Origin of the sequence: Fontibacillus phaseoli (genome assembly GCF_003337355.1) — a bacterium.
Taxonomy (GTDB): domain Bacteria; phylum Bacillota; class Bacilli; order Paenibacillales; family Paenibacillaceae; genus Fontibacillus; species Fontibacillus phaseoli.
The window spans coordinates 205,386-229,901 of sequence record NZ_QPJW01000007.1; the positions used below are offsets into that span (position 1 = coordinate 205,386).

Genomic DNA, 24,516 nt, shown 5'->3' on the forward strand with positions numbered 1-24,516 from the left:
TAAAGCTATAATGTGCAACTCCAGAACCGCCGCTTGGCGGACCGGAGGAGTTACTGCAATGAATGTAGGCTTACGTCGAAGATTAGCCCTTGATGGAACCGATCATCATACCTTTGACGAAATAACGCTGCAGGAACGGATATGCAAATACGATCGGAAGCGTTGTGACAACCATCGTCGCCAATTTAACGGACTGCGAGGTTACCGTTTTAGTGACTGCGCTTCCTTGCAAGGCTGTAGTCATAATATTGGAACTCGACTGCGCTACCACCCGGTAAAGGAAGGTCTGAATTGGCTGCAGCGATTCGTTATTGACGTAGATAATCCCTGTAAAGTAGTCGTTCCATTGATATACGCCGTGGAATAGGGCGATGGTTGCAAGCACCGGCATGGATACCGGAAGTACGATTTTCAGGAAGATCGTCCAGTCGTTTGCTCCGTCAATCCGGCCAGCCTCTTCCAGTCCGTCCGGAATTTCGCGGAAGAAAGTCATGAAGATAATGAGGTCAAAAAAGCTGAACAACACCGGAAAAATATAAACCCAAAAGTTGTCAAGCAAATGCAGATCGCGAATGAGCAGGTAAGTTGGAATCAGACCGCCGGAGAAGATCATGGTGATCGTTCCCATCAGAATATAAAACTTGCCGCCGATCAAACCCTTGCGCGAGAAGGCAAAAGCTACCATGGCTGTGAAGAATACATGCGCTACCACCCCGATGATCGTTTTTGCGATGGTGAGCCCCATTGCGGTCATAATGCCAGCATTATTAAATACGGCCTCATAGTTCTTCAGACTGAATACCCGCGGCCACCAGTATATGCCTCCCAGCATCGCATCCTTGCCGTCGTTAAATGAATTGATCAGTACATACCAGATCGGATACAGCGTAACAAAGCAGATAAGAAGCATTCCCAGATTGTTAAGGATATCGAAGGCGACATCGCCTTTTGTTCTACGTTTGGTTAAAAGCATGTGCAAGTCCTCCTTGGCCTAGAACAACGAAGTGTCGTTGAGTTTTTTGGATACTTGGTTCGCAATCAGCAGCAGCGTGATCGCAATGACGGATTTAAACAATCCGATTGCCGCAGAATACGAATATCGGCCGGAAGAAATACCAGTGTAATATACATAGTAATCAATGACATTACTAGCGCTGTCGTTCAGTGCGTTGCGTAATACCAGGATCTGGTCGAAGTTGGAGTTCAGCACGCCGCTGACGGCCAAAATAAACAGGATGCTGATCGTGGCTTTGATTGCCGGAAGTGTAACGTACCACATTTGTTGGAAACGTCCGGCACCGTCAATTCTGGCGGCCTCGTACATTTCAGGAGAAATGCTCGTGATCGCAGCCAAATAAATAATCGCGGACCAACCCAGCTCCTTCCACACATCCGAAGTGATGACGATCGTCCAGAAATACTTCGGGTCCGCCAAGTAAGAAATCGGCTGATCAACCAAGTTCAATGCCATCAAGATTTCATTAATAATCCCCACGTCCGACAACCAGGTTGCAAGGATTCCGCCCAGCACAACCCAAGACAAGAAGTGAGGCAGGTAAGAAATCGTCTGGATCGCCTTCTTGAAGCGCAGCGAGCGCACCTCATTCAAGAAGAGAGCGAACATAATCGGCAACGGGAACGTCAACAGCTTGAGCAAGCTGATGCCAAGCGTATTCTTCATGACATAGCCAAAATTTTCATCCGACAAAAATTCTTTGAAATGCTCCAGTCCGGCCCAAGGGGCTTCGGAAATGGTTCTGATAATGTCGTAATCCTTAAACGCAATGATGATGCCGTACATGGGAACGTAGTTGAAAATAATCATCCAGGCGATGCCGAGAAGAGCCATGATTTGAACATGTCTTTGCGAATACAGTTTTTTCAGCCATTTGCGCCTTTCTGATGGCGGCGTCTCTTTTTGTGTCATGGCTGCAGGTTTAGTAATCTGTTGCATTTCCATTCCCTCTGACCTCCAAGCTGTTCATGGGCTTAATGTGTAAGCACTTTCAAAATTCCATACTTTCATTCTAAGTTGATTCCCGGACAGAGGTAAGGCTTCAGATTTCGTATTGGAGGGCTCATTTTTCGGTTGTCGAAAAAGTATCCATTGATTTCCTGATTGGCCCACATGTATGATGGAACTAAGATGTACTCCCGTATACCGGACATCATCAGTTCAACAACCCGTTTACGGTTCATTTTTAGGGGGTCTTACAGTGGACAAGGAAGTCTATCCTGCCCGAATCGAGTCTACAATCAATGCTTCCGCCTTGCTGAGTTCTATCGATTTGATGAACGTAGGTTTGGCAATTACCGATCCCAACTTGAAGGACAATCCGCTCATTTACGTTAACCAAGGTTTCGAGAAGATCACCGGATATTCCCGGGATGAAGTTTTGATGCGAAATAGCCGGTTTCTTCAAGGGGAAGAGACGGATAAGGAACATCTTGGCGTTATTCGCCGGGCGATCAAGGAAGGCCGGTCGGATACGGTCACGATCAAAAACTACAGAAAAGACGGAAGTACTTTCTGGAATCAATTCATCATTAGCCCTATTCTCGATTCGGACGGCAAACCGCTATACTTTATCGGACTCCAGTTCGACGTCACCAAGGAAATGGAGGAGCGGGACGCTTCCAATCAGAAGATCCGCCAACTCTCATATTTCGACCCGATTACAGGCCTGTTGAACATGAACCGTTTTAAGGAAGTTGTAAAATCGGAGCTGGCCATAACCGGCAGCGAACAGAAAACCGCCGCCATTTTGCGGGTAAACCTGAACCGATTCAGATATATTAATGAAAGTTATGGGGAAGCGGCAGGCAATGAGATTCTTGTCGGGGTCGCGGACCGGATTCGCGGCTGCTTCAGCGAATGGACTCTGATCTGCCGTAGCTTCGCGGATGAGTTTATCATCTTGCTGTCCCGCCTCGCCGATCCGCTACAGATCCATAAAATGGCCAGCGACTTAAGCGGACTGCTTAAGAAACCGTATATGATGCACGGCGAAGAGGTCAGCATCGGCTTCGCTATGGGCATCAGCATTTTTCCGGATGACGGTCAGGATGTGCCCCAACTGTTAAAGCATGCGGAATTAGCTATGAAAGAGGCAAAAAACGAATCGTTAAGCGATCCGCATTACTTCGATTACTATCTGGTAGACAAGCTGCTGGAACGCGTCCAAATCGAGAAAAAACTGCCGCGTGCGCTGGCAGAAAACGAATTTGAACTTTTCTACCAGCCTAAAATCGATCTCGCTACCCATGCGCTTACCGGCCTGGAGGCGCTGATCCGGTGGAACGATCCGGAACACGGACGCATCTCGCCTGCTTCCTTCATTCCGATTGCCGAGGATAGCGGATTTATCGTGGAGCTTGGGGAATGGGTGCTATGGGAAGCGTGCCGCACCAATAAAGGCTGGCAGGATACCGGTTATCCCAAACTGCCGGTTTCCGTGAACGTATCCGCGGTTCAGTTCAGACATCCGCAGTTTGTCCGTACCGTAGAGACGGTGCTGGAGCAAACCGGGCTGGAACCCCAGTATCTGGAGCTGGAGGTTACCGAGTCGCTGCTGAATGACCCGGTATTGATCAAGGACCGTCTGGATTCCTTGAAACGCAGAGGCATTTCCTTATCGATTGATGATTTCGGAACCGGCTATTCTTCTATCTATTATTTGAAGGAATTGCCGCTACAGGTGCTCAAAATCGACCGGACTTTCGTTCAGAATACGCCGACCTCCCCGAGAGACAATTCACTGCTCCAATCAATCATCCAGTTGGGCAAATCGTTAGGGTTAACCGTGTTGGCGGAGGGAGTCGAGACGAAAGAGCAGTTTGACTTCCTGCGCCAAAACGATTGCGATCAAATCCAGGGCTATTACTACAGCCGCCCTGTCGATAGCGCCACGATGGGAGAAATGCTCCGGATTAGCATGATCTGACCGCATATTGCAAAAAACAGGCACCGGCGGTGATTAACCACCGGTGCCTGTTGCCGTCTTGTGACAAATCTTGGTGAAGTCCGCCTGGCCTTGTGCCTATGATGGTTTAAACTAGACTTTCATCTAGCAAAGGGGGAAAAAATTTGATCCGATTAAATGTAGAGGATTATTGCAAGGTTATGGAACCGTTGGAGCAGGTGCCGATTAATACCTTATTTGCCCAAACCGTCCTTTCGGGAATGGTTAAGGGAACCGTGTACGTGGATGATCCAAACCGTCCGGAAGCCTTTTATATCGCTCATTCCAATGGGATGTCCCTGCTGTTCGGGAATACGGAAAACAGTGCTTTTCTTGAAGGATTACGAAATTATTTGCTGAATGCAGGGCAAATCCGGAAAACATCGGAATGGCTTCAAGTGTATCCGGACAACTGGAATACCTTCGTCAGATCATTGAGCGAACCCGGACAGAGAAACAACGATACCGCACCGCGCAACACCTCCGACGTCAGCCAACCACCAATAACGGAAAATAGCAGAATCAATTTCACGTTTGACCGGCAAAAGTATGAAGCCGCGGCCAGCCAATCTTCTGCCGAATCCTTTCAAATCATCCATACAACCAAAGAGATCTTTCTGAAACTGGATGGACGCGTCAGCCCCAATCTTTTCTGGGTCGACGCGGAGCAATTTCTCGCCGAAGGGTATGGCTTCAGCCTCCTAGAAAACGGGGAAACGGTATCTACCGCATTTTCCGCCTACCGGATCGGAAACCAGTTGGAAATCGGCATCGAAACCTCCGAATCCGCACGCGGCAAAGGCTATGCCTTTCATGTCAGCCTGGCTTTGATCGCCTACTGTCTAGAACATGGCCTGGAACCGGTTTGGGCCTGCCGCAGAGAAAACGCGGCCTCTTACTGTTTGGCCCAGAAGCTCGGATTCGTACCTTCCATTAGTCTGCCTTATTATCGCCTGCAAGTATTTTTGCCAACTGAATAGTCAGAAGAAAGATAAAAGCTAAGGCAGGTTATTTCCCCTGCCGTTGCAGTTCGCGCAGCTCCTTCCAGGTAATCATCTTAATCCCTTCCTGCTGAAGCGCCTCCCGAACTTCAAGGTCGCGGAACAACTCGAAATCCCATTGTCTTTTTTCCCATTCTCTATGGATGGAACGCAGTTCCTCATCCGCCAAGGCAGGATGGATGATGATTTCCGAGACCCCCGGCTGCAGGGACCGCAGCGCTCCTATCATATCCCGCTTATAGGATTCATAGGTTTCCCCCGGCTGCTTACCGAACGGAAGCCCGACCAAATGGTCCAGGATCACAACGCCCAAGCTGTCCGCCAGTTCACCCACCTGTCTTGCGATCTCGGCGGCTTCCGCAGGCAATTTATTCATATCCGGTAACGAACGGGGCATTCGAAAAGGAAAACTGTATTGCACGCACACCTCGAATACGACGTCCAAGAAATGATTGCCGGTTACGAGTCCATACAAACTGCCCATATGATTATCCAGATGAGTAGGATCCACCCCCATGGAACGGGCCATCTCAATTTGGTTGATCATTTCGAGCCGAACTTGTTCCCGGTCGGCCTGCGGCTCAAAGGAGGCGCAATCCGCCGGAAAGAACCCTTCCTTTGTGACCAGGGTACTCACATCTCCATTACGGGTAACCGGCCCCCATTTATACCCGCCCCACTCACTGGTAAAAGTAAGATGTACGCCCACTTGATGCTCGGGGTGAGCCGCGCTCCAAAGCGCCGCCTCTTTCGCCCAACCGCAGGGCGTCATTAAAGTGGCCGAGGAAATAACCCCCTCTTGAAACAGCTGCTGGATGGCCAGGTTCTCAGCATGGCACATCCCGAAATCATCCGCATTGAGAATCAGCAGCTTGGCTTTGGGCTCATAGCCCAATCGTTGTCCCAGTGTCATTGCAAATCCTCCGTTCGCCATGATGGCTTTCATATAATAAAGCGCTTATAAATATAGAGGCAGCAGTGTATTGCTTGTATGCGAGCAAAAGGGGATGATTCTCCGCGAGACTGAAGGAAAACAGCGAAGGAAGCTATTCGTCTATTTATCATATGTGCGACGCTTCCTTCTATTTCCTGAAATTGTTTTCGACGCTTATCGTGAAACTCCTCTTCCGGCGATGATATCCGGTATTATCGCAGCCAACGCTCAAAAAAGTCTTGATACCCCTGCTTCATGACCGAACCGGAAAACTTGGAGAAGGCATATTCCCGGTTGTCCAAGGAAACCTTCAGCGGTGAAGCTGCCGCCATATTGACCAGTTCAAACCAATTCTTCTCATTGCCGGCAAAGGCATGACGGGAACTGATGTGATCGTAACAAGGATGCTCCGGCTTGACGACGATTTTCCCCATGGCAAGGGCTTCGGTCAACGGCATGGCGAACGTATCGAATTTGGAGCAGCTCCAGTACACTTTCGACGAGTTCATCAATGCGAAAATCTCATCCTGCGACAATGCAAACCGCAAGTTGACATTGGAGGGAATATCGTACTTTTTCATGCTCTCTTTGTACCGCAATCCGCCGAAGACCATAAACACTTCCTTATCGTGATTACGGCGGGCATATTCCAGCACCAGATCCGGACGCCGATTTTCCTCATCCCGGCCGATCCATAAAATCCGGTTATCCACAACCGAAGCAGGATCATAATGTCTCTCCGCCAGCTTCTCGCTGAACCCGATCGGGATCACATCCACATCCCTGACTCCAAACACGGTATCCAGCTGTCTTTTCAAAAATTCCGTCTGTACAATCGCCTTGTCCACATTGCCATAGAATGGTTTCATCATTTCATACCCCGTCAGCGCGGGATCCGGAAAGCTGTGGGGGAACAGCACGCTTTTGGGGAGGAACATTTTTAAGAAGGTGAACCCGGACACCGTGTAAATGACATGCTCAATTCCCTCGCCATATAATTGATCCAGTACAAGGTCATAATTGACGAGGTCTCCCTTTTCATGCTCATAGCCGGGAATCCAGTCGTGCCCGCTCACATGGCGCTCAGGGGAAATGAACACGACCTCCACTCCAAGCTCCCTGGCGATGTCCCGCAGTCTTTCGGCAAAAACGCGCGGTCCCTGAGATTCGGCGAACTGGATTTTTCGCATCACTAAACCTACTTTTGTCATATTGTATCTGCCCTTCCTCATAAATTTCCTCATTAGCGGCCTGAAATTACCACGCCAGCTTGTCCCCTTCATCATTTACAAACAAAAGCCTTGCTAAGCAAGCGGTCAAAATGTCCGTAGTTTCGTTCTTTTGTGCCAACAGCCGGTCCCGGGGCCAAACGCTGTCCCCTCTTTTGAGATCGCCGGAAATGAGCAGCAGCATCCATGAGGAGAATACCGCAGAAAAACAACAATAGACACGGATGAAATCATCCCGGTCCCATTTGCGTCCATGGTAAGCAGACTGCTTCAAGTAGTAGCCGAGTAGCTTTTCCCGCTCCGATGCGGGCAAGTTCTTTGGAAATAACGGATGCGACATATCAAGGAGATGGTACAAATCCCAAAATGGGGTGTTCAAATGCATATGCTCCCAGTCGATAATGTATAGCCTTCCGTTCGCTCCTCTAGCGTAATTGCCGAGATGCAGGTCGCCATGACTCAATACCCTGGTTCCGAGGTAAGCTTCTCCTTCCGTAAGGCCGTGGAGAAGCCCATCCAATCCCTCCGCTGATCCGGCCTCCTTCAGTAGCGCGTCAACTTCACCACGTCGTTCCATCAGGGCAACCGAGATTTGCTCCACAGGCGGCTTATTTCCTTGTCCGGTAAGACCGTTCCAATGCGACTCCGGGAAGGAGTGCCACCAGGCCATCTGCTTCACTACCTCCATAGCCAGCTCCACGCTGTACTCATGCCTCAGCCGACCAAGATCTTCGAAAACCAACCAGCCCGCCTCCCCCGCTCCTGTCTCCGAGGACGCCAACAGTTGGGGATAAACCGGCGGAAACAAATTCAGCACATACCGGTGTATCCATGCTTCACGGTCCATGCTCTCCGCGTTCGTCAGCGGCTTAAAAATATAACTCCGTTCCGGGGAGGGATAGAACCGTTCCACGATTTTTCCGTTCATCCCTTGATACAGCGGCTCCCTTTTCCAGAGATTTCTTCCGTTTAAAGTCCCATCCGGCAGAACAAAGCTGCTTAAACTTTCCACAACATGCTCCCCCTTACGATGTATCTGTAGTCTATGAAAGACGCACATACTTCTAAAATTTATTCAGTGTTAGCGTACAAAAGGTTTCAAACGATTGTCAAATCGGGAAAAGAAATCGAAGTCCTTGCCGATAATAATAAAGGGAGGTGTGAATATGGATATTGCAGCAGCAGCTACAGTCATGAGCCGGACCGCTCTTTCTCAAGCCGTGGGAATCCGAGTGCTGAACATGGCTAAAAATCAGGCGGAGGTACAGGGGCAGAATCTGATTCAAATGCTGGAGCAGAGTACTGGGAACCCCAATCTGGGAAAAAATGTGGATATACGAGTGTAAGTAAAAGTATTGCCTGCCGCGGGATCTATTTCCGCGGTTTTTTTTCATTGAAAAAACTGCCGATTCGTTGAGGAATCGGCAGTTTCATAGATCAAAGGGAACTTGAATTCCCTATAGCATAAGCAAGCTACTTATCAGACGGGTGCATTAAATTCCGTTGGTTACTGCAGGATTTACGGCAGCAGTAAACTTTCCGGACAAGCCGTAAAGATTTGGATTGCTGGTATCTGTAGGAATCGACAGGATATAGAGGTCATATGCGGAATCCGCTGTACTAAGCGGATTGCCTAAAGTGTCCACTGAGATAATTCCATTCCCCTGCCCTTTGTCTACCTTCACGAAATTTCTATTTGAATAAGCATTGACTGCCGCACTCAAATCCATGATTGTCCCTTCCTTCACCACGATGAGCGCATAAGAAGTAGCAACATTAGCGGTATCCGCCGGCTCATTAAAATTGACGCGAATCTCAGTGTTGGATACAGCCGTTGCAGTTGCATTGGCTACTGTTGCTGCCGCTACAGGTGCTTGGGGAGCCGGATTAATCTTAAATTGATTAGACATGGCCATTGCACCTTGACCGGATCGGGCTACGGACAAAACAATCAGTCTATATGGAGTGTCGGCGGTAACCGTTCTTCCGAAATAGTCTTTCGTATCTTGTACAGGAACATTATTAGCGTGGTCCCCTCCACTTGCAACCGTAGTAAAACTCTGGGCCGAATTGGCATCCGCCAGTGTGAAATTAGCCGCATCAGATGCAGGGACCACTAAAATACGGTACTCCAAAATATTTGACTCATTGGCCGGTTTTTTGAAGCTGACTTTGATGTCACTGGCTGTTCCTGTATTGCCATTAATAACAAGTGACAATCCGCTGACCGCCTGCACTGTCGAGCCGTCAGACAACGTAATCTCAGCAGCGGAAGACAGGGCGTAATTCCCGCTATAATTGTTATTGGCTACCGAGAGAACATACACCCGGTACTTGGTTCCGTTCTGGATCAAATGACCGTCAATGTCTCTGGCATTTGCGCCTAGCGTTTGAGTCAGCGTATTTCCGGCCTTATATACTGTAGTAAAGTATCCGCTCGCACTCGCCTTAGCCAAGTCGAGCGTGGTCGTTGCCTTTGCTACGATAACCCGGTAATGATTAATATTCGATTCATCCGATGCCCGGTTAAAGGTGACTTGCAGATCACGACCATCGCCGGAGTCGCTGATATCGTTCAGTACAGGAGTCGAAGTGGCGCCTACGCCGTAGTTGTTCCCCAGCGCAATTTGCGACGATTCACGGGACAACGTATTGTCTCCTGCATAACTTCCTCTGCCGACGGACAGAACGAATACGCGATAGCTGACTCCGTTGCGGATCAGATCTCCATCGACATCTCTTGTGCTGCTGGATAGGACTTTGCTGAAATTGCCTCCTGTATTCACCTGCGTATAATTTCTGCTATCTACATCATTGGCCTTGGCTAGCGTAAAGCTGCCGGATTTGGAAGCTTTCACCACCAAAATGCGGTAGTAACTGATATTGGACTCATCGGACGCCCTGTCAAAAGAAACCAGCAGATCACGACCGTCATTATAATCATTTACGTCGCTAATATACAAATTCGAGATGGAGCCCACACTGTAATTATTCAACAAGGTGATGGCGCTGGATGCGGAGGACAATGCGTTATTGCCCGTATTGCTTCCATTACCGATCGACATGACGAAGACGCGGTAGCTGACTCCGTTACGGATCAGGGCACCATCGACATCTCTTGATGTTGAGGACAAAGTTTGGTTTTGGTTATACCCCGTCTTGTTGAACTCGGTGTAATTAGAGTTGGATACAGCATTCGCCCGGGCCAGTGTAAAGTTCGAATAATCATTCGCCTTGACTACAAAGATCCGATAGCCCGATATTTTTGATTCATCAGAGATTTTGGTGAAGCTGACCCGCAGATCCCGGCCATCCCCGTTATCGTTTCTATCTTCAACCTGTGTAATAATAGGCGCTGCTACAGTTCCAACGCCCAGCGTGATGGCCGAAGATGCGGAAGATAGCTTGTTGGACGCGCTCGTATTGCTCACGGAGAGAACGAACGCGGTGTAAGAAACGTTGTTTTTGATTAGGTCGCCGGAAGTATCCCGCGAAGAAGAGCTTAGCGTTCCTGTCAAAGTGGTATTACTTCCTGTCGATTTGTTCACAGTCGTGTAATATTGGTTGGTATTGGCCGCAGCCAGATTAAAGCTGCCCGCATCTTTGGTCTTCACGATGAAAACACGGTAGCCCGAAATATCACTCTCCGCCGATGCACGAGTGAAGCTCACGGACAAATCGCGGCCGTCCGTGTAGTCGCTGATATCATTAGATCTTACATTCGTTGCCGCAGCTACGGAAACTCCCGTATCCAGGGTGAGCTTGGAAGAGGCATTGGACAATGCGTTGCCCGCATTGTTTCTTCCGACAGCCAATACATAACCCACATAGGATTGATTGGACTGAATAAGCGCTCCGTCCACGTCTCTTGTTCCCGAAGACATCGTGATGGCCGGATCGGAACCGTTTGGCCGTACCGTCGAATAATTGGAAGAAGTTACCCTCAGAGCCGAGGCCAGATTAAAGTTAGAGGCGTTCGCCGCCTTCACGATCAGAATACGGTAATGGTCCACCAACGATTCGTTGGAGGAGCGCGAGAAGCTAACCTCCAGATCGCGTCCGTCTCCTGCATTGCCTACATCACGCAAGGTGACGTAAGATACCGGATACAGCGTACCCGGCTGTTCTGTGGAGCTTCCGGTAACGATCGAAACCATCTTCGTCCTGGAGTTCCAGTTGACGGCCTCGCCGAGTGCCTCGCTGACAAAGCGGACCGGCACCATCGTTCTGCCCTTGATCGCCTGGGCCGGAACATCGAGCGACACCGTCTCGTTATTGATTGTCGCCGTTTTTGATTTGAGCTTTAAAACTACAGTTGTATTATTTTTGGTCGCAGTCACGGTTTGTGTCCACTGGTTCCAATCTACCGTGGCGTCCAATGCTTCAAAGATCGCGCGGAGCGGCAAAAGCACCCGTCCTTTAACAGACACCGGGGCCTGATCTGTAGCCAGTTTGTTGCCATCAATATACACGCTGATAGGCGTAGCGGCTTCCGCTGTATTTTGCAGCAGCATAGGCACGACCAGAATCGCTGCTAAAAGCATAGTCCATATTTTCCTCACAGTTTCATCCTCCCTCAATTTAAACAAAGCATAATTTTCTTATGACTATATGACGCGTCGGAGCTGATAAAAGTTTCTGCAATTTAGCATCCTAACAAAAATTACCCATCGCCAAAATTTTAGAACCCGAAAACTGAAACTAACTAGGTTGCCGAGCCGTAATACTTGTAGAAGGATAGCTACATAACTCCGACAATGAAAGAGGTTTCTTCTATATGAATATAAAAAAGATCGTCATCGTAGGCACCATGGCTTGCGTAATTACAGTGATCCCCGGCATTTCCGGCCATACTTCAAGCAAAGCCTATGCCGCCGTTTTTCCGGCGATGCTGTCCCATCTGGACAAATCGAAGGAAACCGGAAAGGACCGATTTATCGATTCCCTCGGCTTATCTGACGAGGGGGTATTGTATGACTCCTTGCTGGAAGGGCAGTCGCTGGCGGACATTGCGAAATCCAATGATAAGGAAGTAAACTCTGTCATCCAACTGCAGACGGAGCAACTCCAACAACAGTTGACCCAGCGTTTCGCAACAGGCCAGTTGAATGAAACAGCCTACAGGCTGCAAATGGAAGAAGCGCCGGGGATAATTAAAGATAGCGTTTATCAAACGTATCGCATTTTAGGATAGATCCGATCTCTCCATTCCTGAAAAAGGGCTGTTCCCAAGTCATCCGTAGATGAGGGAGCAGCCCTTTAAATTTTGCGCGGCCTGAGCCGGTGACAAGTCCCAATCGTCCTAATGCCGCTTCGGCAGCAGTTTAACGTACTCGTCCGAAAGCTTCATCAACTGTGTCACGTATTCATAATCGCTGCGGTATCCGGAAATATCCGGTACAGGCTCCAAGGTTTCCAGCGATATCGCCTTGCCATCGTCGAATCCCTGACCGGGCACGAACATGACCTCATTGTTGAAAAAAGAGCCTGTCGGCAAATAGTACCGCATCCCGGCCACATTTCGGTCGATATTCAGCAAATCCTGCCCAAACGCGGTGAACTTATCTTCCTTTAGGGACACCCCGAGCAGGTTAGCCATCGTCGGCATCATATCGACCTGGCCACCGGTCACCTTCGGAACAAGGCCCAGTTCTTGTCCCGGAATGTGAAGCAGGAACGGAATATTGAACCGGCTAATCTGGTCGTCATAGGCAATTCCGAGCTTCTCCCGGATTTCGTCCGCTCCCGTTTCGCTCGGCTGGATTCCGAAGTGGTCGCCGTAAATCGCCAGCATCGTGTTATCCCACATGCCGGCTTCCTTCAACTGCTCAATCAACTTCCCGATGGCATAGTCCGTGTAATTTACGGCAGTAATGTAATTGCCCAGATTCGTGCCTTTCAGGTCTTCGGGGAGTTGGATTTGCACCTTGTCTTCCGGGACTACGAACGGGGAATGGCTGGAAGTTGTGACAAACTGGGCGTAAAATGGCTGGCCCTCGCTCTCCAATTCGGTTAATCTCTCTATCCCGACCCGGTACATTTCCTCATCCGACGCCCCGAAATCATTGAAATGATCATTCTTAAAGGACGGCTTGTCATAATATTTATCAAAATTCAAGGCCGGGTACAGCTTATTACGATCCCAAAAAGTTACCGTATTAATATGAAAAGTGTTGGCCACATATCCATGCTGCTGCAGCAGGCGCGGCAAGCTTGGAATCTCACGGCTTCCATACCCTTTGGACATAGCTACCGCCGCCGTCGGATAGATCGACGTGTTGGACATGAACTCCGCATCCGAGGTATTGCCTGGACCGATTTGCTGGAAAATATGCGGGAAATAAACTCCGCTCTTAGCCAGACTGTTCAGAACCGGGGTCACCTCCTGGCCCTCCAGCTTCAGGTTGATCGGAAAGTTCTGAAAGGATTCCATCTGGATGACGATTAAATTCATCCCCCGTGCAGCTCCAAAATACTTCGGGCTATTCCCTTTACTGCCGTTGTCGTCCCCTGCCGTCCCGCGATACGGATACCCGGCCTGCAAATTCTCGACTTTGGCGATGGTCTCCTGGATATTGCCCTCCGCGATCATCCGCTCTTCCTCCCGGTTGCGAAGGGCGGCATCCGCTTGAAAATTCACGAAACCGATTTTTTCCGCGCGAACCAGCTCGTTATCGATTTTTTTGCCGGAACGGACAATCAGCCCGGATACGACTACGCCGATGATCAACACACTGACCATTCCAACTTTCCAGCCGAAGCCGGAACGGACGGGGCTGCGGGTACTTGTACGGAAGCTGAGGCTTCTGCTACGGCGTCGTTGCCGGATCATGTGAATAATGCCATTAGCAGCAAGCAGTACAAAATCGGAGAAAAACAAAAATTGTTCCGGACGGATCAGCGCGTTTACACTGGCCCGGATCTGCGGCACCTGATTTAGCTCGCTCAGCACCGCATAGGTGGGAACCGTTCCGAAATGTGCATAGTACAGAGTCGCTGCAAACAGCATAAATGAATAAATGAAGTTAAAGCTCCAATAGACTGGTCCTTTTCTTTTTACAGGAAAAATTAAATCTACTAGGCAAAGAATGGCCAGCATGGATATCGCTTCGGATAGCAAGCCTTGCAAGTGAATTCCCTCGTAGAAGAAAAAGCGCATCAGCCCGATTTTTAACAACAACAGCATGAAAATGAATATAAACTTTCCCTGATTCGATGAAAGCTGACTCCTCATTGCTTTATTCAACTCTTCTCTAATGATTTTACTGATTTTCCCCGCAAATACCGCATGATCCGCGGATTATGAACTCTGTAGGAACCACAAGCATCGGGGGTGCAACTTGGGGCGTGCGGATCATTTGATCCAACTGCTGAATCGCCTGCCGTCCGATGGTCTTGAAATCTTGCCGAACTGTTGTCAGAGGAGGCTGCATATACCTCGAAATCTCAATATCATCGAACCCGATCACCGAAACATCTTCGGGCACCGATAATCCGGACTCCGCCACAGCTTCCATTACCCCCGCCGCGCTCATATCCGAGCTGCATATCACGGCTGTCGGGGGCTCTGGGGATTGTAGAAACTGCTTCATCGCCAAATACCCGCTGTCTCTCGTGAAATCTCCAAAGTAAATATATTCGGACCGGTAAGGCAAATCCGCCTCCTGAATTCCCTGACGGTATCCTTCAAACCGCAGCTTACCTACATAGGAATCAAGATATCCGGCCACGAACGCAATTTTTCGGTGCTTCAACCCAGTAAGATAGTGCACGGACTGTTTGATGCTATCCATGTTATCCGAAGTAATATAACCCGCCCGAACTCCGAGCAGGTCCAAATCGATGAACACAGTCGGAATTTCGGACTGGAGCATTTCCTTAAAATTGAGATCATTCCGTTGAAAGCCGAAGATCAGCACCCCGTCCACATTCCTGCTCCTGCAATGACGCACCAGACTATAATCCGGATTCCAATCGATTTGAGCCAAGTAGATCAGATCATAACCCGACTCTTTCAGCGGTCCTTCCAACCCGGCAAGGAGCTGCACAAAAAACGGATGCGATAATCCAGTCGTCAAAAAAAGCCCCAAGGTCTGCGTACTGCCTTTGACGAGCCCCCGTGCCGTAGAGTTCGGAACGAACTGCTCTTCCTGAACGACCCGCATGACGCGTTCTTTCGTTTTAGCACTTACATTGGGATAATTATTGATGACCTTGGAGACGGTCGAAACCGAAACCCCGGCCGATTTAGCTATGTCGCGAATATTCCGAACCATGGCCCACCTTACTTCTAAACCATATTTTGAATCTATTCAAGAATACCCCGTTTCCCCCGGTGATGCAATGCGGACGAAGGGATGCCGGAACGCGCCACTGCCGCCTCCCAACCTATTTGCAGACCAAAAAAAGCAGAATAGTCCCTTATGAACATGCTATTTAAGGAAGCTCTCAATGGGATTAAGTAGTAACGATCTTTGGCAAACTACCGGGATTACCAAGTAAGAAAGGAAAGAAGTCCGCCTGATCCAATTGTTCATTCATCACATTTCATAAATAAACCAAATGGAGTATAAAATTCGTATTCTCCCTTACTCTTACACGGTATTTGATTACTTTTTCCTTCCCGTAAAGCGCGGTATTGTAGTGTTCACATAGCCTCTAACGAAACGGATTGAAGAACGTCCAATACACATTCGTAAAGTCCACTACTACACGGTCAATTGATACCTTCGCACCTTTCATGTTCAGCCCCCACCGGAAATTTTATAACGAATTTCCGTCTATATTTAGAGGGCAAGGTGGCTAGCCTTCACGTTGCCTTACCTGTATGTGTTGACTGGCACGTTACAAGATTATCTTTACAGCGTAATCATCGCTTTTTATATCCAGATCGTTGCGGAGTAAATAAAAATTATTAACAGCTTCTATACCCTTGGTAGTCGCTCTACGTTAGCAAAATGATGTTATGCGTTTATCAAAATAAACAAACCGCCCATGGCGGTTAGCTACAGATTCAAATTATTTTGGAAAAACCGTGAGAAAACAAAGGTAAGGTTTTTGAATCCAAATACGATGGTATCTGATAATTAGGGAGGTAATATGAAAGGAGAAGCTTGTTCAGGTAGTACCATTTAACGCTTCGACGAGTACGTACATTCAAATTCAGAAGAATTTCATATAGGGCTAATGAGGGTAAAGCTTAGTTCAAGACAGCCGCCCGATTCATTCGGCACTGGGTATGTCCTAAGTTTCATGATGAGAACAAAAAGAAACCCATCAAAATAATTTTGATGGGCGTAAACACGATAAAATTTAACTACTATAAGGATAATAGGACGATGAATCTTCGAATAGACAATTATAAACACTAGGTGTATCTTCTTGTAATTCTAAAACTACTCCAGGTACAGCTTTAGTCAACACATTGTCATCTAACACTGTGTACCCTTTGTCACTTAGAAATCCCCGTATTATTCCGTCTATACTATTTTGATTCGAAAGAAACGGCACATTGCTACTTTGTACTACAACAGTATTATCCTTTTTTTCATATTTAAGATACTTGACCACCGCATAAGGTGCAATCAATGACATCTGTACATCCACTCTGTAAATATTGCCGTTTTCAGAAATGAACTTTTCAAATAATTGGCTACCAAAGGGAGAATCAATGTCGGATAAATTTATGCAAATGCTAAAGCATTTTGAATAACTAAAATCCGTCATATTTTCTATATAATTGCCTACGAAAAGTTCTCTAAAATTCTGCAGATAATAGTCTCTATCTACATAAGTTGACAGAAGAAACGATAAATCACCATTTTTATAAACATTCTCTATAACTTTTACTATATCGACCAAAATAGTTTCCCTCCTTAATTAACAGGATAGCCATGAAGATTCCCTTTACCATCAATATGAACCTTTATTCTCACTGTACTATTATCCCAAATCTTAACTGTACCGTCCGGCTTGACAACTGTGCCATTCATCCAGGCTTGTTGAGTTAGTTCAACTCCATTCTGTCCGTCCGGCCACTGTGACTTACCTGACACATTGTTAGGGTGTCCTGGGACATGTTTACCTTGCTTCCCTGCGTCAACAGGTGGCGCGCCCTCCACAACAGATACTTTCCCTTGACTTGGTAATTTATCGCAAGAACCAATATTATGAACCCAAATTCCCAAATCACTTACAAAATACGTGTGGAAATCGGCAACAGTAAAGTTGTACACCTTGACCTTTTCTTCGTGCTTAACAATCTTAATGTTATCAATCGTCAAGGTGTTTCCATTGCTCTGCTGTAGTTTATCCCCTACCTGCAAGTCTACCGCAAGCACCCAACCTTTGCCTTCAACCCAAAATGGATGATTATCGGTTGTTTCAATGACTTGGTCGCCTACTGTAAGTTCATAGATGATTTCCTTTTCATTTCGATAAAGATGCGTAACTTCCTTGTAGGCAACCTCACCAGTCTCTTCATCCTTGGAAAGAACCTTATCTCCGACTTCAATGTCTTCGATATTCTTCTCCCCTTCGTCTGTTTGAACCTTAGTTCCAGAGGTGAAGCAGTTACATCCCAAAGTTTTGCCGGTTTTGCCGGTTTTGCCGGTCTTACCCGCTTGTCCCTTTCCGCTCGAAGTCTTTGATTTTTTGCCAGTCGTTTGATTTAATGAACTTTTTATGCTTCGTATTGGAACTTGAGGTGAAACATTGCTATACATTTCTTGCGCTAGTGGTATTGCCAGTACCCATTCTTGATAATATTTTTCTTCGCTTATACCTGATGCTTCCCAAAAAGTGGAGTGATAAGGCTTTTCATTGCTTTGATATCTTACGACACCATCTTCACCCATTAACCAGAACCCATATACAACACTATCTCGAATCATTGGTAATGCATGTATTAAAAAATCAGGAACATAATAATCTACAGGATTGCTTTTATTACATATACCATAATGTGCATTTCTTCCATCGGGGGAAACGCAGTAGTTTCCGCTCGGATCTACGTAACCTGTCGGATTATTCTCCACATACGTATACAAATTCAAACTCTGAGGATTATTAATCTCTCCTTCATACGTATCCTGACTCACAAACCGTCCGATTCCTGAGTCAAAATATCTTGCCCGCGCGTAAGAGAGGCCGCTTGCGGAATCATACCCAAGTCCCGTGTAGCCGAACAAGTTGTCCGGTCCCGGGTAGTTCAGGTCGAACTTCTCCGGTTTTTCCGGTGTGCCAAATTCCTCGTAGTGGTAGCGAAGAGCTACTTCACTGTTTTGGTTCAACAAGGCAAGCGGGCTGCCTAGCATGTCATTCAGGTAGTACAAGGTTTCCGGCGCAGTGTTCGGTGCTGCTCCGCTGACTCCAGGGGTTGGCTCCCAGGCTGTGCTGTCGTCTGCGCTTGGCAGATAGCTCATGCTGATCCGTTCTCCGCCTGCTCCGTAGACGTAAGACTGTACCCATTTCGTGCTGCTGGCATCTGTCGCATACAAGGGCTCTGGCAAGGGGCTTGTGATGTCATAGGTGAAATAAACTTCACTCTGCTGCTTCTTGTACTGCGGTTCCCAGCCACCAATCGATCCTGCCGGATGGCCGGATGGGTAACGGTTTTGCTGGCTGCCGCTTCCTACGGTAATGCCCATATATACTCGGTTATTATCGCCGTCATATTGGTACTCCGTTTGGTCGCCTGCCGGGTTTGTGTGGCCGATCAGGCGGTTTGCCGCATCCCATGTGTACGTCTCCAGTACGCCCGGTCCTGCAAAGGCGGCGAGCATAAGCGGGTCAAAAGCGTCCGGTCCGTATACTTGGTCCGTTACGCCGAGTTGGTTAGGATCTACCTGACCCGGGTCAATCTGCGACCGATCCATTTGCATTGGATCCATTTGCGTCGGATCCAACGGGTTCGAATAAGGGTTCAGTTGACCTGCGCTAGGCGGATTCGGAGTTACCGGACTTGTTCCATTCGGGTTCAAATCTGTTTGGTTCACACCGGTTCCTGCAAATGGGTCAACAAACGCATCCGCCAAAGGATTTACGGTATCCAGCACATCCGGAGTTCCTGATGCCATGTCAGGAACCAGAGAATTTATCGTTCCATAGACGCCCTGCGGCACCGTGATAAGCATCAGCGCCGCGGCGCTGTCGACGCCCGCTACCTGCAGCAGATTGCCGCGCATGTCGTAGGTGTAGTCTTTGTAGTCAGTTCCTTTGTCCCAACGGGTAAGCTTGTTCGCCAAGTCGTACGTATAATTCTCCACTTCCGGTACACCCATGACGGTTTGGGTCTTCTGCAGACGGTTGCCTGCCGGGTCATAGGTGTAGGATGTGGTTGAGCCATTCAAATTCTGCACTTCGACCAGACGGTTCAAAGCATCGTAAGTATAGTCCTCAATGTCCGCCGGCTTCGGCGTGTCTTGAGGGCGATCTTCATCCCGGCCTTGTTCCTGCCGCTCTTTATGGATGATGTTGCCCACCGGATCGTAAGCATATTGCAGTTGCTCGAGCAATTGCCCCCCGGTATTCCGGTGTTCAATTCCCACCAATTGTCCGAGCGCATCGTATTGGTAACTGCTGATCTCCCCGCCCTGCAAGGACCGGCTTGTGGCCTGACCGTTCAAGTTATAGTCATAGCGGGTCTTGTTCTGCTGCCCGTCCGTCACCTGGCTGATTTGACCAGCCTTGTCATAATCGTAGATGACTGAAGTGTTGTTCGGGTAAATGATCCGGCTGCGCTGGCCGGATGTCGTCCATTCATAGCGGACATTCTGGCCGCGCGGGTCGATCATTTCCGTCAACCGGCCCAAGGCATCATAGTTATACCGGGTTTGACCGTTGCCGTCATCCATTGTCAAACGACGGTCCGCAAGGTCGTATCCGTATTTGATATGTTGACCGTCCCCGTGCAGAATTTCGGCTAACCGGCCCCGGCGGTCATAATCGTAACGTGTCGACATTCCGTCAGGAGCAATTACAGACTTCACATTCCCGTTGCCGTCATAAGTCATGGACGTAGTTTCCTGCAGCGGGTTGACCGTGCTTTCCATAAGCCCACGGCCATTGTAGCTGTAGCTTGTGACCGCACCAAGCGGATTCTTCTTCGTAAGCAGGTTGCCCAGCGCATCGTAAGTGTAGGACGTCATATTACCTTCGGCATCCGTTACTTTGGTCAACTGCCCCAACTCATCGTAGTTGAATTTGGTGGTTTGACCTTTGGCATCCGCCAACTCCGCTACTTGGCCGAGCGCATTATAAGTATATTTCGTTTCATATCCCAGCGCATCACGAATCAAGGTTGTACGGCCCAACGGGTCATACTCGTACGCGGTCTTATTGCCTTGGGCATCCTTGTACTCGGTTAATCGGCCGCGTCCGTCTCTAACCTTGAACGTCTCTCGGGACAAGGGATCAATCGTGCCGCTCTCATAGCCGCGGGCATCATATTTGGTCGTCCATGTGATGTCATCCTTCAAGATGGTGGACGTCAGCAGATTCCCGGCTGCGTCGTAATCGTACTTGGTTTGGTTACCCAATGCGTCGATCTTGGCAATCATCCGACCTGCCGCATCGTATTCGTACCAGGTGCTGTTACCGAGCCCGTCTGTCTCTTTAATGAGCTGCCCGGCCGCATCGTATTTATACTGGATGACCGTTCCAAGCTCGTCCTTCACCGTAAAAATCTGGCCCAGATGGTTATACGTATACCGCATCGTGTTGCCCTCGGCATCCGTCATTGAAGCCATATTGCCATTGCCGTCATACGTATAAGTCGTGCTGTTGCCGTCGGCATCCACTCGTTTGGTGATCCGACCCATGCTGTCATATTCGTACTGGTTCACGCCGCCGCTGCCATCGCTCTCCTTCACGATGTTGCCGACCGCATCATACCCGATTTCGCTGAGATGGCCGAGCGCATCTTTGACCGAGGACATGCGATATACTTCATAGCCGTAGACTGTTTCAGAACCGGCTTCATCCTTGGATGTCATAAGATTCCCATTGGCATCGTAGGTCGACTCAGTCGCTTGTTGCAACGCGTCCTTGCTTGCCTGGATCCGGTCCTTGGCATCATAAGTAACTTCTTCAATAACCCCTTCACTGTCTCGGGTAGAGCTTATGCGGTGAAGCGGATCACGGTCAAACTCCATCACATAGCCAGTCGGATCTGTCAGAGCTTGAGCAAATCCGGCCCCATCAAGCGTATATTGGGTCTTTTCCCCGCGTGCATCTATAATTTCCGTTGGCACGCCCTTGCTGTCTCTTGCGATCGTTACGCTATTGCCGAGCGCATCCTCCGTGCCGGTCAAATTGCCTGAAAGATCATAGGTGTATACCGTAGCTTGATCGAGCGCATTTACAACCTCTGCCGGAAGGTTCAGATCATTGTATCGGATCACTGTGGATTCCCGGTTTCCGTCAGCCACTTGTACCTGGTTCCCCCGGGCATCGTAGCTCGCCGTAGTTTTGTAGCCGTTGCCGTCGGTCACTGCCGCCAAACGGTGGCTGGCATCATAATCATATTGCCAGTTCGACCCGTCCGGCATCCGCACCTCGGATAACAGGAACCGGTTCCCCCACTCATAAGCCGTCTTATTCCCCTGCGCATCGGTGCGCTTCGTTTCGCTGACCGACAATAAAGTCGCGGAAATACCGACCGGCGCGGAGCCTCCGGTACTTCCGGCAGCGGTATTCGCATTGCCGGTTCCCGCCCCGGTTGCCACAAGGGTTTCGGGATAGGTCAGAATCGTCTTCCCGTTTCCGACACCCACTCTAACCTTCGGAGTCTGGTTCGGTGTCATATCGCCGCCAATCGCAAAAACACCGCCTGCGACGACAGACATTTGATTGTTGACATTCACATTGTCGCGGACAAACAAATCTCCGCCTATGATGTTCAAATCGGCAAGTTGGTTATTGGAGACAATACCGCCCAGGGTCATCTCCTTCGCAATGTTCATAGTCACTTTCGTATTAATCGACAGGTCGCCCTTCACGATCACGGTTTGCGCATCAATCGTCAATTGCCCGCTGTTGTACGTCAGCACGCCTGCATACAACGTATCGTCGACTTTGACGGACGAGTCGTTGTTTAAGTGAATCGTACCGTTCGACCAAATATTTCCGTAGGACCCGCCTACTTTATAGGCATTCAGCTCCAGCTTCGTATTCGCGTTCAGGCCATTCTCCAAAATAAGCGTGCCGTAAATGCTGACGGTGATATCTTTATTCGTGTTGATTCCGTCGGCGATCAAAATGACCGGCTTGTTCGCACTGCCAAAGGTCACGCTTTCCTCAATATTCAACTGCGACGCCCGGACAATGGCCGGACCGCTTCCGCTGCTACCAGCAATTTTCTTCTTCACCGCATCTACATCTCCGGCGATCCCGGAACTCGCGGAAGCCTTGAACCCGTCCGCCTTCGTCTTAATCCCTGCTGCCAAGCTATCCAGATAATCTGTAATGACCGGCTTCAATCCCGGTACAATTTTGTATGGAGGGGCATTGCGTAAATTGTGCATCGTCCCCGACAAAATCACGACATCCGACTCCGGAATATCCCGCCCGTTGTTCGGGTCAATCGACACCAGTCCGGACGGCAGAGGGTCATCCTCTTCCCCACGTACTACCGGAGCAACTTTACCGCTATACTCGGCCGTTTCCGTCGAGCCATAAAAATCGGTAAAACCCGTCACCCTTTGATGCTGGTCGTAAGTCACACTCATCACTGCGGTTTGGGCCGGATCCGATACCGACACCACGTGATGGTTACCGTCATAGCCAAACTTCGTCACCGAACCGTCCACATCGGTAAAAGAAACCATATCCCCCGCGCCGTCATACCCAAATTCGAGCTTCCGGTTCGTGTGATCGGCGATCGACACCAGTTGGCCGCCTCCGTCATAGTCCAGCGTAAAGGAGGCCCCGTCCGTAACAACCTTTTGCAAAAGCTTATTTAGATAGGTCATCTCAATCTCATTGCCGTTCAAATCACGAATCAAGGTCAGCAACCCGTTTGTATCAAACTGGTAGCTGATTCCGTGCGGTGTCTCAAGCAAATGCCCGTTTCCGTTTTGCTGCAGAATCCAATCCGTTCCTGCCGGAGTTAAGAATTTGCCGCCCGTTATTGGAACAAATTCAAAGCGGGCTCCATCCGGCTGCATTAGCTCCTGTTTACCGTCCACCGGTGTAAGCCGCCATTCATAGGAATGATGCCACCCCAGCCCATTGACTCCGGTATAAGGATCACGGCTCAGGTAGGATATGCCGAAGCTGAGCGGCATTAGCGCTTGCAATTCAAGAGTATCCGTCGAATAAGCAAAATCTCCGCGCGCGGGCTCCACGACGCCGCTCCAGGATGGATTAACAATGCGCAGCCGCTTCTTGATCGCCTCGGCCGTAAAATTCGGCAAATCCGCTTGGGTCAATTGTCCGGTGGTTTGCGGATTGACGAGCAGGACCGACGCTCCGGTTACATTGTCTCCCTCGTTTACCGTACTCAGCCCGTTCCAGGCTGCTATTTCTTGTACCTTCGCATGTACGGAAGCTGAAGAATCCGCTTTGTAGTAATAACCGGCAAGCGCCCGCCAAGTGACAGGGAAGCCAGGTGCCACATAGCGAAGCACTTCCTTGATCTCGGAATAGCTTGAGGTTCTTCCATCCCGGTGGCTGCGGGCGGCAATCTGGATCCCTTGCCCTGCGCCCAGGTTCAGCGACTTGCTCCATTGTCCCTGCCCGTTTACCGTGATCCCGGTATGGCTGTCCACAAGATTCCCGCTGTCGTCACGCAGTTCCAGACTGACTGTTGATCCAGCTTCGGATGTGCCCTGAACCACTGTCGTTCCGGAATTCCCCGACTTCAGGGAAATCGATGCCGGCGGCTTAGGCTGAGTGCTGTTCACAATCTCAAAGCTGCCGATTTGACCGTAATACACCCCGCCGCTATAGTCAGCCGGGGTAACGGCGATATAATATTTACCTTCTGACAGGGGAACGCCCCCGATGTTGCCGTCCCACTCTACTTCGTGCACGATATACTCGCCTTGAGCATTCTTCGTCCGGTAGGTCCCGCTCGAAATGAGTTCCTCCAGTTTCGGAGACTCGCCATTGGCGCCCGGTGTGCACAGATTTATATTCACTTTATGTTCCGCCTGGCCGTTATCCGCGGCGCTGAAGCTAAAGCTGATGACCGTCTTCTCGCCCAGATCCGTATTGATCTCGCTCGGCGAGATGCGCAGATTGGTCGAAGCGTTGGCTTTCGGAATGCCCATGCCCGGAACGAACGGAACCGAAGTTACCAGCATCGTAAGGACAAGCATGCTGACCAGCAAGGCTCTTGTCCGGCCAGAGCGTATTTTATGAAATACTCTTTGCAACAAGTTCATATA

General features: G+C 49.2%; 14 protein-coding genes. 4 read left to right on the forward strand and 10 right to left on the reverse strand.

Annotated features, from left to right (window positions below):
* Positions 1–82 precede the first annotated feature (82 nt).
* Together DFP94_RS17295 and DFP94_RS17300 are read right to left on the reverse strand one after the other, a co-directional pair.
* On the reverse strand, positions 83–973 hold the full coding sequence (locus DFP94_RS17295; RefSeq protein WP_114497720.1) for a carbohydrate ABC transporter permease: 891 nt from the start codon (positions 971–973) through the stop codon (positions 83–85).
* Between the two features lie 18 nt (positions 974–991).
* Positions 992–1,927: an ABC transporter permease gene (locus DFP94_RS17300; RefSeq protein ID WP_425459265.1), complete on the reverse strand. Its 936-nt coding sequence runs from the start codon at positions 1,925–1,927 to the stop codon at positions 992–994.
* Positions 1,928–2,216: 289 nt separating this feature from the next.
* Here DFP94_RS17300 and DFP94_RS17305 point away from each other — a divergent pair, with 289 nt between their 5' ends.
* Positions 2,217–3,944, forward strand: coding sequence for a putative bifunctional diguanylate cyclase/phosphodiesterase (locus DFP94_RS17305; protein WP_245954927.1), 1,728 nt, complete (start codon positions 2,217–2,219; stop codon positions 3,942–3,944).
* A gap of 143 nt (positions 3,945–4,087) precedes the next feature.
* Positions 4,088–4,942, forward strand: coding sequence for a GNAT family N-acetyltransferase (locus tag DFP94_RS17310; protein WP_114497722.1), 855 nt, complete (start codon positions 4,088–4,090; stop codon positions 4,940–4,942).
* 28 nt (positions 4,943–4,970) lie between these two features.
* Here the strand turns inward: DFP94_RS17310 and DFP94_RS17315 are convergent, their stop codons facing one another.
* The 3 genes from DFP94_RS17315 to DFP94_RS17325 form a co-directional block, all read right to left on the reverse strand.
* Positions 4,971–5,876: a polysaccharide deacetylase family protein gene (locus DFP94_RS17315; RefSeq protein WP_114497723.1), complete on the reverse strand. Its 906-nt coding sequence runs from the start codon at positions 5,874–5,876 to the stop codon at positions 4,971–4,973.
* Positions 5,877–6,109: 233 nt separating this feature from the next.
* Positions 6,110–7,108: a glycosyltransferase gene (locus DFP94_RS17320; protein WP_114497724.1), complete on the reverse strand. Its 999-nt coding sequence runs from the start codon at positions 7,106–7,108 to the stop codon at positions 6,110–6,112.
* A gap of 46 nt (positions 7,109–7,154) precedes the next feature.
* Positions 7,155–8,138, reverse strand: a complete 984-nt coding sequence (locus tag DFP94_RS17325; protein WP_181873190.1) for a phosphotransferase family protein — start codon at positions 8,136–8,138, stop codon at positions 7,155–7,157.
* A gap of 154 nt (positions 8,139–8,292) precedes the next feature.
* On the opposite strand from DFP94_RS17325, the gene DFP94_RS17330 reads away from it, so the two are divergent.
* Positions 8,293–8,472, forward strand: coding sequence for a YjfB family protein (locus DFP94_RS17330; protein WP_114497726.1), 180 nt, complete (start codon positions 8,293–8,295; stop codon positions 8,470–8,472).
* Between the two features lie 147 nt (positions 8,473–8,619).
* On the opposite strand, the gene DFP94_RS17335 is transcribed toward DFP94_RS17330, so the two are convergent.
* Positions 8,620–11,688, reverse strand: coding sequence for a copper amine oxidase N-terminal domain-containing protein (locus DFP94_RS17335; protein WP_114497727.1), 3,069 nt, complete (start codon positions 11,686–11,688; stop codon positions 8,620–8,622).
* Between the two features lie 215 nt (positions 11,689–11,903).
* On the opposite strand from DFP94_RS17335, the gene DFP94_RS17340 reads away from it, so the two are divergent.
* A complete protein-coding gene (locus DFP94_RS17340; protein WP_114497728.1) occupies positions 11,904–12,320 on the forward strand; it encodes a hypothetical protein in 417 nt (138 codons plus the stop codon).
* A 108-nt stretch (positions 12,321–12,428) separates the two neighbouring features.
* Here the strand turns inward: DFP94_RS17340 and DFP94_RS17345 are convergent, their stop codons facing one another.
* The 4 genes from DFP94_RS17345 to DFP94_RS26095 form a co-directional block, all read right to left on the reverse strand.
* A complete protein-coding gene (locus tag DFP94_RS17345; RefSeq protein ID WP_114497729.1) occupies positions 12,429–14,360 on the reverse strand; it encodes an LTA synthase family protein in 1,932 nt (643 codons plus the stop codon).
* Positions 14,361–14,388: 28 nt separating this feature from the next.
* Positions 14,389–15,402 carry a LacI family DNA-binding transcriptional regulator gene (locus DFP94_RS17350; RefSeq protein WP_114497730.1) on the reverse strand — a complete coding sequence of 338 codons (1,014 nt, stop codon included), beginning with the start codon at positions 15,400–15,402 and terminating at the stop codon, positions 14,389–14,391.
* A gap of 1,036 nt (positions 15,403–16,438) precedes the next feature.
* On the reverse strand, positions 16,439–16,987 hold the full coding sequence (locus DFP94_RS17355; RefSeq protein WP_114497731.1) for a hypothetical protein: 549 nt from the start codon (positions 16,985–16,987) through the stop codon (positions 16,439–16,441).
* Between the two features lie 14 nt (positions 16,988–17,001).
* A complete protein-coding gene (locus DFP94_RS26095; RefSeq protein ID WP_181873191.1) occupies positions 17,002–24,513 on the reverse strand; it encodes a polymorphic toxin-type HINT domain-containing protein in 7,512 nt (2,503 codons plus the stop codon).
* Positions 24,514–24,516 lie beyond the last annotated feature (3 nt).

Bases quoted from the DNA above. Each gene is read 5' to 3' on its own strand.
- DFP94_RS17295 (WP_114497720.1), bottom strand. From the start codon at position 973: ATGCTTTTAACCAAACGTAGAACAAAAGGCGATGTCGCCTTCGATATC.
- DFP94_RS17300 (WP_425459265.1), bottom strand. From the start codon at position 1,927: ATGACACAAAAAGAGACGCCGCCATCAGAAAGGCGCAAATGGCTGAAA.
- DFP94_RS17315 (WP_114497723.1), bottom strand. From the start codon at position 5,876: ATGACACTGGGACAACGATTGGGCTATGAGCCCAAAGCCAAGCTGCTG.
- DFP94_RS17320 (WP_114497724.1), bottom strand. From the start codon at position 7,108: ATGACAAAAGTAGGTTTAGTGATGCGAAAAATCCAGTTCGCCGAATCT.
- DFP94_RS17330 (WP_114497726.1), top strand. From the start codon at position 8,293: ATGGATATTGCAGCAGCAGCTACAGTCATGAGCCGGACCGCTCTTTCT.
- DFP94_RS17340 (WP_114497728.1), top strand. From the start codon at position 11,904: ATGAATATAAAAAAGATCGTCATCGTAGGCACCATGGCTTGCGTAATT.
- DFP94_RS17345 (WP_114497729.1), bottom strand. From the start codon at position 14,360: ATGAGGAGTCAGCTTTCATCGAATCAGGGAAAGTTTATATTCATTTTC.
- DFP94_RS17350 (WP_114497730.1), bottom strand. From the start codon at position 15,402: ATGGTTCGGAATATTCGCGACATAGCTAAATCGGCCGGGGTTTCGGTT.
- DFP94_RS26095 (WP_181873191.1), bottom strand. From the start codon at position 24,513: ATGAACTTGTTGCAAAGAGTATTTCATAAAATACGCTCTGGCCGGACA.